Raw genomic sequence first — 18,393 nt, 5'->3', positions numbered from 1 at the left:
AGATAATTTTTCTTAAATATCACTACAATCCCTACTGTAAAAAACTTAACAAGACGAACAATGAGCACAGAAACAACAACTAAAGAAATATTAAGAGGAGGGCAATTCCTTGTCAAGGAAACCAATTGCGAAGACGTTTTTACACCTGAGGATTTTTCAGAAGAGCAGAAAATGATGCGCGATTCCGTTATCGAGTTTAATGACCGCGAAATAGTGGCCAATAGAGATCGGTTCGAGGCAAAGGACTACGCCCTAACGGAAGAAGTAATGACCAAGGCAGGAGAAATGGGCTTTTTGGGAGTTGCTGTTCCTGAAGCCTATGGAGGACTGGGAATGGGATTCATTTCTACTATGATCGTATGTGAATATATTTCTAGTGGGAGTGGTTCGTTCAGTACTGCCTTTGGAGCGCATACTGGAATTGGAACTATGCCGATTACCCTGTATGGCACCGAAGCCCAAAAACAAAAATACGTACCAAAATTGGCCACCGGTGAGTGGTTCGGCGCCTATTGTTTAACAGAGCCCGGTGCAGGTAGCGATGCCAATTCCGGTAAAACAACAGCAACTTTATCCGAAGACGGCAAGAGCTACAAAATCAATGGCCAAAAAATGTGGATTTCCAATGCTGGGTTCTGCAAGGTATTCATAGTGTTTGCCCGTATAGAAAAGGACAAGAATATCACTGGATTTATTGTTGAAAACGACCCAAGTAATGGTATTACTTTAGGAGAAGAAGAACATAAATTGGGAATTCGTGCCTCTTCTACCAGGCAGGTTTTCTTTAATGACACTGTAGTTCCTGTGGAAAATATGCTTTCCGAAAGAGGAAATGGATTTAAAATTGCCATGAACGCTTTAAATATTGGAAGGATAAAATTAGCTGCCGCCTGTTTGGATTCCCAAAGGCGAATTACTACCAACTCATTAAGATACGCTACAGAACGCAAGCAATTTAAAACTGCCATTGTCGATTTTGGTGCGATAAAATCGAAATTGGCAGAAATGGCCACTAGCTTATATGCAGGGGAATCTGCCTCGTATAGAGCGGCCAAAAATATAGAGGATCGTATAGCCATGCGTATGGCAGCGGGTAATAGCCATCAAGAAGCTGAGCTTAAAGGGGTTGAGGAATATGCAATTGAATGTTCTATTTTAAAAGTTGCGGTTTCCGAAGATGTGCAAAACTGCTCTGACGAGGGTATCCAAATTTTTGGCGGCATGGGCTTTTCTGAAGAAACTCCCATGGAAGCTGCTTGGAGAGATGCCCGTATAGCCCGTATTTACGAAGGTACCAATGAAATAAACCGAATGTTATCCGTGGGTCTATTGATAAAGAAAGCCATGAAAGGGCATGTAGATCTTTTGGGGCCTGCTACGGCAGTAGGAAATGAACTAATGGATATCCCCTCCTTTGATACCCCTGATTATTCCGAATTGTTTGCTGAAGAAAAGGAAATGATAGCAAAACTTAAGAAAGTATTCTTAATGGTTGCCGGATCAGCAGTACAAAAATATGGACCAGCTTTGGATGAACACCAAATGTTGCTCTTGGCTGCTTCTAACATTTTAATTGAAATTTATATGGCAGAATCTGCAATCCTCAGAACCGAGAAAAATGTAAAGCGCTTTGGGGAAGCTGCTCAAAAAGAACAAATATCCATGTCCAAACTATATTTGTATAATGCTGTGGACATTATTATAAAAAATGGCAAGGAAGCAATAGTTTCAATGGCTGAAGGTGATGAGCAACGTATGATGCTTATGGGACTAAAAAGATTTACAAAATATGCAAATCAGCCCAATGTTGTTGAACTTCGTAACACCATTGCAGAAAAACTTAAGGCTGAAAACAAGTATTGTTTTTAGTAAAGAGTAGCTAACTCAAGCTCGTGCTTCTTAAAGAAGCAAAAGGAAGAACCGCTCCAAAAGAGCGGTTCTTTTATTTTATGCCTACTACTTCCCTTTTTTAAGACTCCCCCCTATTTCCGGCAATAACCGATAGTCGAAATGGAATTGGCGATCTATTCCCCAGCGTCTTTTCCAAGTTTCACAGATTATAATTGCCGTGTCTATCGGATTAAAATATTACGCAAATAAATCAACCCATAAATTCAAAACAGAATACCTTAAGGCCTATGAAGAAAGTAGATGTTTTTGTAATAGGAAGTGGCAGTGCGGGTAGAAAGGTTGCCGAGACATGTACCAAGAGCGGTTTAATAGTGGCTATGGCCGACAACCGCGAATATGGTGGCACTTGTGGCAACAGGGGCTGTATTCCCAAAAAGATTCTTTTGGCACCCGTGGAGATTTATGAAGTGGCCACTAATTTAACGGACAAAGGTATTTCCTCCAAACCAACCATGGACTGGAAAGCACTGCAAAGGTTTAAAGGTCAATTTACCAAACCGATTCCTAAGGCCACTGAAGAGGAACTTAAGGAATTGGGAATTCAACTTTACCACCAATCACCAAAGTTTTTGGACCAGCAGACTTTATCCGTCGAGGGGAAATCCATTAAAGCCACAAAAATAGTTGTTGCTACGGGACAGATACCAAGGAAACTTGAATTCGAAGGTGCCACGTTCCTTAAAAATAGTGACGACTTTCTACAATTGGGAAAACTGCCCAAAAATATGGTCTTTATCGGCGGTGGTTATATTGCGATGGAATTTGCCCATATGGCAGCTAGGGCAGGAAGTAAAATAACCATTATTGAACATGGAGAAAGCATACTTAAAGCTTTTGACAGCGACTTGGTATCCCACTTAAGGAAGGTTTCCGTTGATCTGGGAATAGACTTTATACTGAATTCCGAGGTTACCAAAATAGAGAAGCTGAAAAAAAATCTGCGTATTCATTATAAACAGGGTGGTAAGGAAAAAACACTAAAAACACGATCAATCTTCAATACCGCAGGAAGGGTTCCCGCTATCAACACCTTGGACTTGGAGAAAGGCAATGTATCCTATTCCCATAAAGGTATACAAGTAAACGAATACCTACAAAATACGGGTAATCCAAATGTTTATGCCTGTGGTGACGTATCGGCACATGGCCTGCCCCTGACTCCCTTGTCGGGATTGGAAGGTGCTGTTGTAGCGGAAAATATACTTCAGGGCAACAAAAGAAAAATTGTGACCCCAGTGATTCCTTCGGCGGTTTTCACCTTGCCCAATTTGGCTTCCGTGGGTTTGTCGGAAGAGGAGGCTAAAAGTAGATATAAGAAGGTAACGGTCAATTATAAATCTGTTCCGGACTGGTATAACGCCAAAAGAATAAATGCATCTGCTTATGCATTTAAAATAATAAGCAACGAGCGGACAAAACAAATTGTTGGGGCACACCTCTTGTCACCCCATGCAGCGGAAACGATCAACATGTTCGCTATGGCGATAAACCTAAGAATGACAACCGAGGCCTTGAAAGGTATGATTTTCACCTTTCCATCCTGGGCGAACGACATAAAAAGCATGTTATAGATTATGACTTTGGAGAGAAATAGCGATAAATTCAAATTACAACATCTGCCCTCATTGGTAGTTGATACCTTTAAGGCCTGGAATGCAGATGACCCGTTTCGGCTGAGCGCGGTTGTTGCTTATTATGCTATCCTTTCTTTACCGGGACTTTTGGTCATTATCATCAATCTGGTTGGCTCCATTTGGGGCGTTGAGATTGTTCAAGGTGAACTCACAAATGAGATTTCTAGAGCTTTGGGTCGTGATGCGGTAGAATCCATTCAAACTATGATGATAGAGACACAGAATGGAAACAGAAGCACAATGGCCAGTATTTTGGGCTTTGGCACGTTGATATTCGGAGCTACGGGTGTCTTTTACCACCTACAGCTTTCCTTAAATCAGATTTGGCAAATTAAACCGGACCCTGATTCCAGCATAGTGAAGATGCTCATTGATAGGGCCAGGAGCTTTGCCTTCATACTGGCAATCGGCTTTCTGTTACTGGTCAGTTTCCTGGTAACTGCTGCCATTTCGGCACTGAACGATTACATCCGTAGCGTATTACCCGATGTTATCCTTTACCTTGCCTTTATTCTCGATTTTTTGATTTCCGTAGGGATCGTTACCGTGCTTTTTGCCCTAATTTTTAGATTTTTGCCCGATACTAAAATTCGATGGAAGACTGTTTGGATCGGGGCTCTGATTACCGCTGTACTTTTTGTTTTCGGTAAATTTCTATTGGGACTATATTTTGGCGAGGCAGATCCCGGTTCCACGTATGGTGCGGCAGGCACCGTAGTCTTAATTCTACTATGGGTTTCTTATTCTTGTCTGATATTATTTTTTGGGGCCGAGTTTACCTGGGTATATGCCAATCGGTATGGATTAGGAATTAAGGCCAACCCATCTAACATTTATAAAAAAATAACTAAAAAAGCACCAACAAAGGAGTCCTAAAACATTCCAGTGCCTAACAATTATAGTCACCAAGTATCCATATTCTACATACGAATGTAGATTTTTTGAAAATTTTTGGGAGGCAATTCAAAGTGCTTAATTTAAGGCTAGATTATACATGAACATGATATCTACTATTTAAAATATTACCATTATGAGGCAGGCCATTTTCACTTTTATTAACAAAATAAGAGAATATTTAAGACCATTGTTTCTTAAATATGATCAGAAACTACCTTATATTATTACGCTTATAACGGCATTGATCCTTGTTGTTGGCGGTATAAATCTGTTCATTGAACTTACAGATACCTTAGCTACGGATATGCTGATCAACTTTGATCATGAAGTTACCCAATATGTATTGTCCCTTCGGAATCCAGCTCTCACCAATTATTTTCTGTTCATGACTTATTTAGGGGATGTATATGGCTATCTTATTGTTCTGGCCATCTATCTTTTGATTTCTTTTTTTGTATTTAAGAAATGGAAATATGTGGCCCAAACCTCACTTGTTCTGTTGTTGGCAACAGTCTCCAACATGATGCTCAAAAGGTTTGTAGATAGGGCAAGGCCAGGTATAGAACATATGGTTTCGGTGGAGACCTTGAGCTATCCAAGTGGTCATGCCATGAGTGCTATGGCTTTTTACGGGTTTCTAATTTTTATAGTCTATAAATTTAGCTGGAACAAATATCTTAAATCTGGTCTAATCGGACTTTTGGTGTTGATTATTTTGAGCATAGGAATTAGCAGGATCTACTTAGGTGTTCACTTTCCTTCAGATATCGTCGGGGGCTATATCGCTGGATTGATATGGGTAATCTTTTGCGTTCTTGTGTTCGATTTGATCGAAGTCTTTAGAAGAGATCCCAAAACCTAATTCAATTTTGTGGCAACCCATAGGAATCTATTGCACATATACATGGTCCAATACTACTCTGCACTTAATTAAGATTAAGGGATATATGGCTACTTGGAGCTTCCCGTCCAAGTTAAGAATACTATTTGGGTTCCGGGGTTACGGCATCCAAGATCTCATCATCCATGCCGTAATATTTTAAGGCTATGGCAAAGGCCAAAACCGATAAAACAACACCCACTATAAAAACGGTGTAGGTCCAACTAAGCAGTCTATATTTTTTTTGTAGTACTTTACCCAGGTAATAGAGATCCATTGTAAGTGAATCATAGATGGTATCTGTTTCTTTTATAATGTCCCGAATTTTATTCTTGAAATCCTGTGGCTCCATGGTATGGAAATTGCCAAAGAATAAAAAGTTTGTGTTTTTCTTTTTTATTTCCCCCTCCACAACATCCTTATTTTCAATTTTAGGGCGGGTTGCCAAGACCGACATAATCATTGAGGCAATACTGAACATAACAAAAATAACAGTAGGATAAATAAGGTATGAGTTGTTAGGAACGCCTAATTTGGGAATCAGGTTTGCTATAAGCAAAGAAATGATAATGGCATTTACCGAGAGCAATATATTGGCCTTAGTATCTGCTATATCACTCAATTTAAGATGATTTCTGAGTTGAATTCTATAAAGGGACTGAATGGCACGGCCCGGACTTTTATCCTTGAGCTTGGCTTTTAATTTTTCCTTCTTTTTAGTTTTTACAGCCTTAGCAGCCGATCCGATCAGATCAAGTTCGTTGGATACTTTTTTCTTATGCCATTTTTCTTTTGCGCGATCGGTATAAAAATGATGCTCGGTACGGAGAATTTCGATATATCTTTTTCGCCATTCCTCAATCGTTGGGATACTTTTCTCAAAATTCTGAAGCTCCATATGCAGTAGTACCAACAATTCTTCAAAGTCCTTGGAAGCATAGAAGGACAATCGGGCATCCTTAATTATTTTTTCTTCCTCATTCACGGGTTCATCCTTGGTCCAGGCCGAACGGATTAGTAGACAAACTTTATCAATAACCTCCTTATCATATTCATTTTCGGTTAGAAATTTTCGGGCAAGTTTACAGCTATTCTCCATTGGTTCTTTGTAATCCATTGAAAAACCTGAATTGAGAAACCAGGCCGCCAAAAGTACTTGTTGATCGTTTACCTCCTTATTTTTATTTGCCTCCAATAATTCAATGCTCTTACCTACGACACTTTTGGTATGACCAAAATTGTGGAAGAGATATTTTTCATCCAAGTTTTCTGATAAGAGAGTACTTATGTATTTCTCTGCTTTATTCACTATATCACTCATGATTCCTGTCTTTTTTTCAATTAGTATTGAAATGTTCCATTTTTTCTAGACTTAATGTCCTTCGGTCTAATTAAGCTATTAAATTACTTAAGGTCTCGAATCGAAGGTCAAACAATCAAAACATTTTATAAGTTCTTCGTTTAACTTTAAATCCTCCGAACCTACAAGCGGTTCCGCAAGCAACTCCCTTTCATCCAATATTTTCTTAAATTGCTTTGCGTATTCTATCAAATTTTCCCTTCTACTTATGATCTTGGATATTATTTCGTCTCCATCCAAATCATAAATCTGTCTTGGCCATACTTGAAAAGCCCTGGTAATAACTTCGTTGGTCATGAGCTTTTGCAGGTTTTCGGCTTGACCGATAAAAACCGATTCGGGTACATTTTTTAAGAAATAAACATCAAAAGGGCCCACAAGACCGCTAAGAAATTCAACTTCGCTTCTAAAGGATTGTACCTTGGGGTGAAATTTTTTATTGGCTATTATGGTTGGTATTACCCCTTCAAGATTGAAAAAAGCATTGTCCCTATCACATGGAAGTGGAATTGCATTATATGAGTTCCCATTTTTTTGAATGGCCCAGCCCCACTGTTTAGCATGCCTATCCCAATCCCCTATCAATAAATCAAATAATCGCGCCTTCACCAAAGCCCCTTGATCTATGGATATTTTGTCTGGGTTATCCCTTTTAAATTCCTGAAGATCCTCGGTATCCATAATTTCTGTTAAGTCATCAAAACCTATCCAAGTCGACTTCCCTTCCGTTTCATATTCCAACAAAAACATGCGATTCCCGTATTTGTCATTAAATTTATCTAGTAGAGGTTGTTTAGGAACAAAGACAATTTTCGGATGGGTGCTCAAAATATCCGCCTGCTCTGCGAGGGCTGCCACGACGATGGCTGCGTAAGGATGCTGTGCCGAAATTCCATCGATAATAATATTTTCAAGACCTAGGGTTTTCGCTACTTCGGGAATTAACGGTTCAGGGTCTTTAACAATGCTTCTTAATGTATGGATAATTCCATTGGCCGACATAAGCTTTAAGGAATGGGTCTGTTTGCCACCACCTTCCTCAATTACCTTCATTCCACCAAATAAGGTATCCAAAAAAACTATTGGGACCTTTATAGGCATTGCCCAAGCGTCCCTATATTGCTCCCCTTGCATAAGCTCTTTTAAATCGGTGCCTTCATACAAAGTATTCGCGGCCATAACAATGGAATCATGTTGCCTAAAATTTATTCTTTCAATATCTCCCATACCTGAAATTTGACGAGTACCAAGATTTTTAGGCGTAGTTGCAACCGACCAATAGGTTAGCCCCAAAATAATTGAGAGAATAATACCAATGCCAAGAATTATTTTTTTCATAGGTCCCGATTCTTAATGGTTCTTGTTTCCCTAATAAATCTAAGGGAATCCAGTAACTGAAGTGTATCTATTCAAATTTATTTTTAATGCTATTAATTCTACTTCCAAATTCCTATCCGCTAGGACCACTGGCAAATTGTTTCCTATAAACACTATAGCTGGAAAATAAGTTTGATTGAACTGCAAAGACCCATAAGCATTATTGCAATAAAAGACTTAACAATGGTCGTTTACATCCGGAGATATAAAAAATGGCAAAACCTAAGGGGCAAGCAGCCTAATCCATTTGGAAATGTACAGTTGGAATACTCAGAATAGCAGTTTGAAAAGTAAGGGCTATAATCTGGCCATTTTTAGGACAGTTTCCCGTATACAGATTGACTCGAAGATTTTTAGAGTTAATTTTCTATTCAATAGATTCATTCTGTAAGCAATACTTCCCCTAAATTTAGGAATATGTACAAAGCAACTAGCTAACAAGGCCTTTTGCAATGCTCCAATTAAAGTTAATGCCAAAATGAATGTGCTTAATTAAATTGGATATATATTTAATTGTAAAAATCAGAATTTGAATGCTTAAAACAACTAAAACATAATATTCTTTAGCCGGTAGATAATTATTTAATGTATACAGTTATGAATCCTATTAGCATTTTTCTAGCAGACGATGATCATGATGATCGCGAAATTTTTATGGACGCTTTGTCCGAATTACCCATTGAAACTTCGGTAAAGCAATTTGAAAACGGTGTTGATTTAATGGCGGAATTATATTCTGGCGACCCTTTGCCCGATACCATTTTTTTAGACCTTCGAATGCCACTTATGGACGGATTTGAATGCCTATCGGATATCCGCAACATCCCCGAACTATCGCAAATCCAAATAATCATTTATTCCACATCTTATAATCAAAATGAAGTAGATCAATTGAAAGCAGGTGGGGCTAATCAATATATTAAGAAACCCAACTCATATAATCAGTTGAAAACCATATTATATAAATCTTTAAGACCTTTTCAAAGTACATCCTCAAAAATGAATGATACTTTAAATTTTTCGGTTATTATCTAGTATAAATAATAACTCAACTTTTTACATGGTTTCTTCTACCTGATTACACTATTCCCCTACAGGAAGGTATATGTTAAAAGTTGCACCCTTGCCCAATTCACCCTTGGCCGTAATAATACCATGGTGATTTTCTACAATTCGCTTTATTATGGCAAGTCCTATTCCGGTTCCAGGATACTCTGTCTTTCCATGAAGACGTTGGAATAGTTCGAATATCTTTTCGCTGTATTCCTGATCAAAACCTATCCCATTATCGGAAAAAGTAATGTGACAGTAGTTTTTGGAATCGTTAAAACCCTCACCGTCCAATATATTACCATCAACATACTCATTTCTTATTGTTATGTGCACAGGTCTTTCTGGATTTGAAAACTTTAAAGAATTACTAATAAGATTGTAAAATAGTTGTTTAAATTGAAATGGAATAATATTGACCTCGCAAGTCTTATCTGAATCAATTATGGCATTTTTTTGCAGCAGTTCTTCACTAAGGTCTTGTTTCACTTGCTCAATTATGTCATTAAGATTGATTTTCTCAAAATCACCTTCCAAATTGTGTGTTCGGGAATAGGCCAACAAATCATCTATCAGAGACTGCATCCGTTCTGCAGACAGTTGCATCCTTTTAAATAAATACTTTCCATTTTCGGAAAGGGTGTCTTTATCTTTTTCGATTATTCTTGAGGCAAAGGTTTGAATTTTCCTTAGAGGTTCTTGTAAATCATGACTTGATATATAAGCAAAGGACTGGAGCTCCTTATTCATTTTTTGAAGCTCAGTGTTTTTTTGTTCAAGTTCAACCTTTTTTTCCTTAAGTGCATCATCCGATGCTTTTTTGGTTGTTAAATCATGTGTTACTTTAGAATATCCTATTACCTCGTTTTCCTCATTATGTATTGCCGTAATTACTACACTTGCCCAAAATAGGGTCTTATCCTTCCTTACTCGCCATCCTTCCTGTACTGCTTTGTTGTTTTTGGTAGCCAGGCCCAATAACCTTTTGGGGAGTCCGGTTTTTCTGTCCTCTTCGGTATAAAAGTTGGAAAAATTTCTGCCTATTATTTCTTCGGCTTTATATCCCTTAATTTTTTCTGCTCCCGTATTCCAGTTCTCCACAATACCTTCCGGATTTAAGTAAATTATGGCGTAGTCCTGCACTTCTTCTACCATTAAATGGTAACGTTGTTCACTTTTTTTGAGCGACTCGTTCAATTCCAAAAGCTCGGCAGTTCGTTCCTTAACCTGTTTTTCCAATTCGTCGCGGAAAATTTTTTGTTCCTGTATATCGGTACTACTTCCTACCCACATTTGTATATTTCCGCCTCCATTACGCTGTGGTTTTGCTAGGCTCAACTGCCATCTGTATTCGCCATCATGTCTACGAAAGCGATGCTCCAATAAAAAATCCTTTCCTGTTGCAATGGAATCTTCCCATGTTCTAATATTTTCTTCCCTATCGTCTGGATGTACCATATTTAACCATCCTTGATTTATTAAATGATCCAGCGACAATCCCGAATACTCAAAAACCGATTGGTTAAAATAATTTAAATTACCCTTTGGGTCCGAGGTCCAAACAAACTGCGGAAGTGAATCGGCCAGAAGTCGGAATTTTTTTTCGCTTTCCTCAAGTTTCCTTTGGGCACGTACATGTTCTGTTATATCGGTATTGCTCCCAAACCATTTGGAAATTTTTCCCTTGTCATCATATACAGGTAATACACGGGTTAGAAATTGTCTATAGGTGTTGTTGGCATCCCTCATCGGAAAAATCATTTCAAATTTCTTTCCGTACTCTACGGAATACTGCCAATTAGCCAATACATCGGGTAGAATTTCAGGGTCATGAAAAAACTCCCAACCCAATTCCTGCATTTCATCTGGAGAAGTTCCCGTAAAATCATACCATTTTTTATTGTACCAGTATATAGACCCATCATCATGCGCCATCCAGGCAAGATTGGGAATATTGTCTGCAATTGCCTTGAAACGGATTTCGCTTTCTTTAATTTTCAACCTTGCAACCACTTGATCGGTAATTTCAATTAGTGTGTTTATGGCACCGGTAATTTCTCCTTCGCTATTATAAATTGGCTGGGGATATGGAACAAAATTGACCCTGGTTCCATCAGGACGTTCAACTTCCAGTTCCGGGTTAATTATCTCACCTCCCTTCAATGCTATTGCCATAGGACAGTCCTCAAGTGGCAAAGGGGTGCCATGGTTCGTGAAAATTTTCCACGATCCACACCATAAATCCTTTCCTACCTTTGGGGTTCGCCCCCAAAGTCTAACGGCAGATTCATTATAGAGTTGTACATATCCATCGGCATCACAAGTATATACCGCTACTGGTAAACCAAAAATTAACTCTTTATATTTTTTCTCGCTTTCCTCTATTTTCTTGCGGGCATTAACCTGATCCGTAACTTCGATGCCCAAAGCCATTATTCCTTCAATTTCCCCAGTAGTATCTAGTAGTGGTTCGAAGCTAAAATTTAAATAAGCCGTTTCCAATTTTTCCTTCCTCATGATCTGCACGGAAAATTCTGAAGTGGAAAAAGTATTACCAGTACAATAAACCTCGTCCAACAACTCTTTAATGCCCTGCGATTTTAGTTCTGGCATTGCTTCCAAAATTGGTTGATCCAAAACTTCTTCCTCCCTTCTCCCCCACATTTCCAATGCGAGAGAATTGGCCATTTCAGTTATATGGTCCATACCCCGAAAAATAGCTATAGAAACTGGGGCTTGGGTAATCATTGTGCGAAGCCTTCGTTCACTTTCTTGTAGTTCTTTTTTTGTCAATACGGTTTCAGTAGTTTCCGTACAGGTAACTACTACACCATTCACATTGCCATAATCATCAAAAGCGGCACTGTAGCAGAATGTCCAATATATGTCCTCCATTCTCCCGTTGCGGTAAAATGGCACCAATTGGTCACTAAATGAAACAGGTTGGGCAGTAGTGATTACTTGATCGATCAATGGTCCGATAAAATCCCATATCTCTGACCAAACCTCTTTACCCTTTTTACCAATAGCAGGATGTTTTCCATCTATCCCCAAGCTTGGTCGGAAGGCATCGTTATAAAAGCAGATAAGTTCATCTCCCCAAAAGAAAAACATGGGATAAGAGGAGTGCAAAATTATGGCAAGGGTAGTGCGTAAACTTACTGGCCAACTGCTAATACATCCCAGGGTTGTGTTATCCCAGTCCATTGTCCCAATAAGCTCGCCCATATGGCCTCCGCCCTCAAGAAACAATAGGTCCTTATTTTTATGGGTAGTATTCAATTTCATTTATATCAAGGTTGTATTACAAATTCTTCCCTAGTGGGATGGTGTACTGTCTTTTCTTTTAACAATGAAATGGTCCTATTTATAACCAATTTTAAATCAGTAAAATCTGCTGGTTTCCGAATATAGTATTGCGCACCTTTACAATATAGGAGATCCATTACCTCAAGGTTGGAAGAAGTGGAATAAATTATTACCGGCAATTGCTTCAATTTTTCACTTTCCTTTATCTCCAATAAACACTCTGTTCCTGATTTGCGGGGCATATTCAAATCCAGAAAGAGAACTTGCGGTAAGTTGGGCAAATTATTTTCAAGAAAATCCATAAGTTCTACCCCATTTCTAACTGTTTTCAAAGTTGCGGATAAGGAAAGCTCGTCCAAGGCATCCTTAAAAAACATGCAATCGTCTTCATCATCGTCTGCAAGAAGTATTCGAAAATCGCTATTTGACATTTTTTATTTATTAAGATACTAAAATTAACATTTATCCCCTTTAATTCCATTTATATAAAAATAAACAAAAAGACTCGCTAATTTAATTTCCAATGAGATTGTTTAAAATGCCTATATTCATTGGCTTCATTTTGGCAACGAATAAGGGTCTTTTACTAGGCTGGCTATAATTTTTGGCATAACTTCCTTGCATGAAAACAGAAAGGCTTATACCTTTAGGAGCAAATGTGTGGTTAACATAAAATTCACTAGTTATGGCATTGCCAAGCACCACTGTATTGTACAATGCCATATGATCCATTCCAAAGCCAAAACCTTAACTCCAAAAAGCTATCTTTTGACGCTTTCCATTATCCACGCTGTGTTGACTTTTGGAGTATTCTTATTTACCATTATTGTTTTTATGATGGCCGATAAAGTTGTCCTAGGATATACAGATAGTGAAAGTGTATTTATTTACATAGTACCCATAGTTGCCATGATCGGCTATTTTGGAAGCAATTACTTCTTCAATAAACAATTGACCGGTATGGTCAAAAGCAAATCTTTAAAAGAAAAATTGATGCTGTACCTACAGGCCTCCATTGTACGTTTTGCATTTTTGGAAGGGGCGGCATTTTTTAGTTCGGTGAGCTTTATGATAAACTACAATGTATTTTACCTGGTAATTTCATTACTTTTAATTCTTTATCTTTTTAAGCTTAGGCCTACAAAGAAAAAGCTAATTGGCCATTTAAGTCTCAGTCTGGAGGAGGAACAGTTTTTCCATATAGAGAACGAGGAATCTGAATAGAATAATTTTGCCCATAAAATACAATCAAACGTACTTAATCCCTATTCAATGGACCTCAAAAAAAAAACGCTTCAAAATATAGATACTATCATAATCGGTTCGGGTGCAGGCGGATTGTCGGCTGCTATTTGCCTATCCAAAGCGGGACAGCGAGTTTTGGTATTGGAGCAACATGATGTTCCTGGTGGCTGGTGCCATAGCTTTTACCTAAACGGTCACCGTTTTTCTCCTGGAGTACATTATATTGGTTTACTAGGGGAAGGCGAATCAACCAGGACCTTATATGAAGGTTTGGGTATAGCTAACGATTTGGTTTTTTTTAGAATGAATCCAGAGGGATATGAACATTGCTTTATTGGAGAGGAAAAAATTGATCTGCCAGGAAATTTCGATGATTTAAACGCTTCTCTTGGACAAAGGTTTCCCAAGGAAAAAAAACGTTTAAATCACTATTTAAAGTTGGTCAGAAATGTTTCTCGTCAAATTCAGCTGATTCCGAAGATGAGCGGTTTCTGGGACAATATTACCATCCCATTTAGAACAAAGCATATGGGGAAATTTGCTTTGTTCAGCTTAAAGCGAGTCATCAACTGGCATATAAAAGATCCCCTTCTGCAGAAAGTGTTAAATATTCAATGGGGCGACCACGGTTTAGCCCCTGCAAGGGCCAGCTTCCCCTTGCACTGTGCGGTCATGGATCATTATTTTAGTGGAGGGTACTACCCCATGGGCGGTGGAGCCGCCATTGTTAAGTCGATGACAAAGGCCGTACAGAGAAATGGTGGAACCATTCTCACTGGAACAGCAGTAAAGAGCATTCTTTTGGAAGGGGACAAGAGAAAGAAAGCCATTGGAGTAGAATTGGAAAATGGTGAGAAAATCTACGCTTCCAGAATCATTTCCAATGCCGACCCAGGGGTAACCTATTTAAACTTAGTGAAAGAACAAAATCTAAGTGCCAAACTTCTTAAAAAACTGAATAGAACAAAGTACTCCTGCAGTTCACTAATGCTTTTCCTAACGGTTGATATAGATGTTCGAAAATTAGGAATGGACTCAGGGAATATATGGATGATGGATAACAAGGACATGGATAAGATATATGAGGAGATGACAGATGTGGATATTACCAGCGGCGAAGTGTTTCCTGGTATATTTATAAGCTGTACCACGCTCAAAGATCCCACCAGCTATGACGGCAAGCACCACTCCCTAGAGGTTATAACTTACATTAATCCTGATTCTTTCGCCCAATTTAACCAGGAAAATGAAAAGCGTTCCAAGGAATACATGAAATTCAAAGAAATATTGACCAATAAAATGATCAACACCTTAGAACTGGCCGTACCCGGCATAAGGGATAATATTCTTTATAAAGAATTGGGGACACCAATAACAAACAAGCATTACTTAAATGCTACCAACGGTAGCGTATATGGGACAGAAAAGACTTTTAGGCAGATAGGGCCCTTTGCATTTAGGGCAAAGAGCGAAATAGAAAATTTATACATGTGCGGGGCCAGCATACAATCCCATGGAGTGGCAGGTGCTAGTTATTCCGGGGTTCAGACAGCGGCTACCATTTTAAGTTGCAAGCAACAGGACTTAATAAAACCAGATGAATTACAGAATATAAGAATCTTTGAGGCTGAGGACGATTCCGCTTATCCTACAGATATTCAACAAAAAATAAAGCTGAGAAAAGCGCGATTGATTACAAATGAAAAAAAATCAATGAAAATTCAAGGCTAGTCCAAGTATTAATATCTTTTTTAACCACTTTTACCAAAATGAAAACCATGAAATTATCCATAGCCCTATTTGTGCTGACCATCTTTGCCATGAATAATAGTTATTCACAGGATTGGCCAAATCTAGAACGCTTTTCCGAAGACAATAAAAAAATAGGCCCACCTCTTGCTGGTGAAAACCGCGTGGTATTTATGGGCAATTCGATTACCATTGGTTGGCTGAACAAAAGGCCCGAATTCTTTGAAGGGAAACCTTATATTAACAGGGGGATTGGCGGACAGACCACACCTCAAATGCTCTTGCGTTTTAGACAGGATGTAATAGACCTAAAGCCTAAAGTTGTGGTTATTTTGGCAGGTACCAATGATATTGCCGGAAATACAGGACCTTCCACTCCAAAAATGATATTGGACAATATAAAATCCATGGCAGAACTGGCCAGGGCCAACGGAATTAGAGTTATTATTTCCTCCATACTTCCTGCCTTCGATTACCCTTGGAAGCCTGGATTAAATCCCAATGAAAAAATTCCTGCATTAAACTCCCTATTAAAGGAATATTCAGAAACCAATGACCATATTTATCTGGATTATTTTACGACTATGGTAGATGACAGAAACGGACTTCCCAAAAAATATGCTCATGATGAGGTTCATCCTACCCCTGAGGGTTACGCCGTAATGGAACCATTGGTGGAGGCAGCAATACAAAAAGCCCTACTACAAAATTAAATTAAACCTTAATCCTTAATACTATGCGCAAGTTATTTCTCTTGCTACTGACCCTAGTCACTTTACTCGGTAATGCACAGGCCATTTTTGAGGTAAAGGGACTCTGTATTGCAGCCCCCAATTCCGATGGTGTAACGGAGTTTGTAAAATTTATAGATGAGGAATTAGGACCTAATGGCATAAACACTCTGGTACTTCGGGTAGATTTTAATTATACCTATGAATCAAGACCGGAATTAAGAGGCAATAATCCCTTATCAAAATCTCAAATAAAGCAATTGGTAGCGGTAGCCAAAAAACACCAAATAAATCTAATACCCCAAGTTAATTTGTTGGGACACCAAAGCTGGGCAGAAAAAACCAATAAACTTCTGGAGGTATATCCCCAATTTGATGAAACGCCACAGGTTATTATTCCTGAAAAATACGAATGGCCGAATTCTGACGGCCTTTATTGCAAGAGCTACTGTCCCTTAAATCCTGAGGTACATGATGTGGTATTCGATTTAGTAGATGAAATTGTTGACGTTTTTGAGGCCACCGGTTTTCACGCAGGAATGGATGAAGTATTTTACATAGCCGATGAAAAATGCCCTCGCTGCCAAGGAAAGGATCCTGCAACAATATTCGCCAATGAGGTTAATAAAATAAGCCGACATTTAGCGAACAACAACAAACGCCTTTGGATTTGGGGCGATCGATTAATAGATGGCTCTACCTCTGGAATCGGGATGTGGGAAGCCAGCATGAACAATACCGCCAGAGCAGTAGATTTCATCGATAAATCTGTGGTAATATGCGATTGGCATTACGAGAAGGCCATACCAACACCTGCCATGTTTGCTCTGAAAGGATTTGATGTTATTGCCTGCCCTTGGAGGAAACCTGAAGTTGCCAAGGAACAGGTTAAAATGATGTATAATTTTAAGAAAAATTCCACCCCGGAAATGAAAGAGCACTTTTTGGGCATTATGCATACGGTTTGGTCTTCTGCCAGTGAATTTATAGCAAATTACCGCTTCCAAAAAGCAAAGGAAATCAATCCAACTACCCAAGAAGCTTGCTTTAGGGCAATGTTGGCTGCCATTAATGATTTGGAGGCCAAGAGTCAAAATACTAATTAGATTATAAAGATAACCATCATTACCTATGAGGGCAACAACATCAAGTCTACTACCAATGCCATCTACCTAAAAGCAATTTTGGGAGATAAATTTCTATTTTAGGCGAATGAACAATAGAACTATTAGTATCCTTATTCCTTTTAAGGACACCGAGGAATTTTTACCGGATTGTATACAGTCTATCATAGACCAAACTTATGACGACTGGGAAATTGTAGCCGTAAATGATGGTTCTACAGACAGAAGCCTTAAGATTATGCATTCCTATGCCAAGAGAGATCCCAGAATTAAAGTTCTGGAAAATGAGGGTAAGGGAATTATAGAAGCTTTAAGAACGGCCTATTCCCAATCCAAGGGGACTTTTATCACTAGAATGGATTCCGATGACTTAATGTCCAAAAATAAACTGGAAACCATGGTAAAGGCCTTGGAACGACATGGAAAAGGATATGTAGCCATTGGCAAGGTGAAATACTTTTCCAAAGAAGGAGTTGGCGGTGGATACAAAGGTTATGAAAAGTGGTTAAACCGCTTAACGGAACAAGGAACAAATTATTCAGAAATATATAAGGAATGCGTGATACCTTCTCCATGTTGGATGGTATATAAAAATGACTTGGACAAGGTGGGATCCTTTTTGGCCGATCGTTATCCCGAAGATTACGATCTTGCTTTTCGCTTTTACGAACAGGGGCTAAAATGTATTCCCTGTAATGAAATACTGCACCACTGGCGCGATTATAGCTATAGAACTTCCAGAACCAGTGAACACTATGCCCAAAATTATTTCTTGGATATTAAACTATTTTATTTTCTAAAACTTGACCATAATAATCAAAGACCTCTTGTACTTTGGGGTGCTGGAAACAAGGGAAAAAAATTGGCAAAAAATCTAATTGAGCAGGAATTGGATTTTATATGGGTATGTAACAATACCAATAAAATTGGTTTGGATATTTACGATAAAAAAATGCACCACTATCTGGAAATAAACAAGCTTCAACAACCTCAAATAATAATTACTGTCGCCAATAGGGAAGCCCAAGAGTTTATAAGGGAGTATTTATCGGGAAAAGGAAAAAATCCGGTTCAGGATTATATATTTTTTTGTTGACCCCTGTATTTGGGTACATGGTAAAAACAT

The 18,393-nt window shown here is 38.6% G+C and carries 14 protein-coding genes; 10 read left to right on the top strand and 4 right to left on the bottom strand.

What is annotated here, in order from left to right:
- The first annotated feature begins 60 nt into the window (after positions 1 to 60).
- The 4 genes from MWU78_RS08465 to MWU78_RS08450 all read left to right on the top strand — a co-directional run bounded on the left by MWU78_RS08465 (position 61) and on the right by MWU78_RS08450 (position 5,304).
- On the top strand, positions 61 to 1,869 hold the full coding sequence (locus tag MWU78_RS08465) for an acyl-CoA dehydrogenase family protein (protein ID WP_246996930.1): 1,809 nt from the start codon (positions 61 to 63) through the stop codon (positions 1,867 to 1,869).
- Positions 1,870 to 2,138: 269 nt separating this feature from the next.
- Positions 2,139 to 3,482, top strand: a complete 1,344-nt coding sequence (locus MWU78_RS08460; protein ID WP_246996928.1) for an NAD(P)/FAD-dependent oxidoreductase — start codon at positions 2,139 to 2,141, stop codon at positions 3,480 to 3,482.
- A 3-nt stretch (positions 3,483 to 3,485) separates the two neighbouring features.
- The gene (locus tag MWU78_RS08455) at positions 3,486 to 4,421 is read left to right on the top strand and encodes a YihY/virulence factor BrkB family protein (protein ID WP_246996926.1); all 936 of its coding nucleotides are present in this window, start codon (positions 3,486 to 3,488) and stop codon (positions 4,419 to 4,421) included.
- 154 nt (positions 4,422 to 4,575) lie between these two features.
- Positions 4,576 to 5,304, top strand: a complete 729-nt coding sequence (locus tag MWU78_RS08450; RefSeq protein WP_246996924.1) for a phosphatase PAP2 family protein — start codon at positions 4,576 to 4,578, stop codon at positions 5,302 to 5,304.
- A gap of 121 nt (positions 5,305 to 5,425) precedes the next feature.
- Here MWU78_RS08450 and MWU78_RS08445 read toward each other — a convergent pair whose 3' ends face one another.
- Both MWU78_RS08445 and MWU78_RS08440 read right to left on the bottom strand, forming a co-directional pair.
- Positions 5,426 to 6,643 carry a Pycsar system effector family protein gene (locus MWU78_RS08445; protein ID WP_246996922.1) on the bottom strand — a complete coding sequence of 406 codons (1,218 nt, stop codon included), beginning with the start codon at positions 6,641 to 6,643 and terminating at the stop codon, positions 5,426 to 5,428.
- A gap of 87 nt (positions 6,644 to 6,730) precedes the next feature.
- Complete coding sequence (locus tag MWU78_RS08440) at positions 6,731 to 8,020, bottom strand: hypothetical protein (protein WP_246996920.1); 1,290 nt, start codon at positions 8,018 to 8,020, stop codon at positions 6,731 to 6,733.
- A 636-nt stretch (positions 8,021 to 8,656) separates the two neighbouring features.
- Here MWU78_RS08440 and MWU78_RS08435 point away from each other — a divergent pair.
- Complete coding sequence (locus tag MWU78_RS08435) at positions 8,657 to 9,094, top strand: response regulator (protein ID WP_246996918.1); 438 nt, start codon at positions 8,657 to 8,659, stop codon at positions 9,092 to 9,094.
- 48 nt (positions 9,095 to 9,142) lie between these two features.
- On the opposite strand, the gene MWU78_RS08430 is transcribed toward MWU78_RS08435, so the two are convergent.
- Together MWU78_RS08430 and MWU78_RS08425 are read right to left on the bottom strand one after the other, a co-directional pair.
- Positions 9,143 to 12,397 (bottom strand): PAS domain S-box protein, encoded by a 3,255-nt coding sequence (locus MWU78_RS08430; RefSeq protein ID WP_246996916.1) that lies wholly within the window; start codon positions 12,395 to 12,397, stop codon positions 9,143 to 9,145.
- Between the two features lie 5 nt (positions 12,398 to 12,402).
- Positions 12,403 to 12,849 (bottom strand): response regulator, encoded by a 447-nt coding sequence (locus tag MWU78_RS08425; protein WP_246996914.1) that lies wholly within the window; start codon positions 12,847 to 12,849, stop codon positions 12,403 to 12,405.
- 229 nt (positions 12,850 to 13,078) lie between these two features.
- On the opposite strand from MWU78_RS08425, the gene MWU78_RS08420 reads away from it, so the two are divergent.
- From MWU78_RS08420 to MWU78_RS08400, 5 genes are all read left to right on the top strand, one after another.
- Positions 13,079 to 13,642: a hypothetical protein gene (locus tag MWU78_RS08420; protein ID WP_246996912.1), complete on the top strand. Its 564-nt coding sequence runs from the start codon at positions 13,079 to 13,081 to the stop codon at positions 13,640 to 13,642.
- A 48-nt stretch (positions 13,643 to 13,690) separates the two neighbouring features.
- Positions 13,691 to 15,394: an NAD(P)/FAD-dependent oxidoreductase gene (locus MWU78_RS08415; protein ID WP_246996909.1), complete on the top strand. Its 1,704-nt coding sequence runs from the start codon at positions 13,691 to 13,693 to the stop codon at positions 15,392 to 15,394.
- 47 nt (positions 15,395 to 15,441) lie between these two features.
- Positions 15,442 to 16,125 (top strand): SGNH/GDSL hydrolase family protein, encoded by a 684-nt coding sequence (locus MWU78_RS08410; protein ID WP_246996907.1) that lies wholly within the window; start codon positions 15,442 to 15,444, stop codon positions 16,123 to 16,125.
- Between the two features lie 23 nt (positions 16,126 to 16,148).
- Positions 16,149 to 17,249: a family 20 glycosylhydrolase gene (locus MWU78_RS08405; RefSeq protein ID WP_246996905.1), complete on the top strand. Its 1,101-nt coding sequence runs from the start codon at positions 16,149 to 16,151 to the stop codon at positions 17,247 to 17,249.
- Positions 17,250 to 17,355: 106 nt separating this feature from the next.
- On the top strand, positions 17,356 to 18,363 hold the full coding sequence (locus MWU78_RS08400; protein ID WP_246996903.1) for a glycosyltransferase family 2 protein: 1,008 nt from the start codon (positions 17,356 to 17,358) through the stop codon (positions 18,361 to 18,363).
- Positions 18,364 to 18,393: the final 30 nt, after the last annotated feature.

The sequence above is a fragment of the Arenibacter sp. F26102 genome (assembly GCF_023015865.1).
Classification (GTDB): Bacteria; Bacteroidota; Bacteroidia; order Flavobacteriales; family Flavobacteriaceae; genus Arenibacter.
Note: the sequence above shows the minus strand (reverse complement) of the source record. Positions and strands in the feature narration are given on the sequence as shown.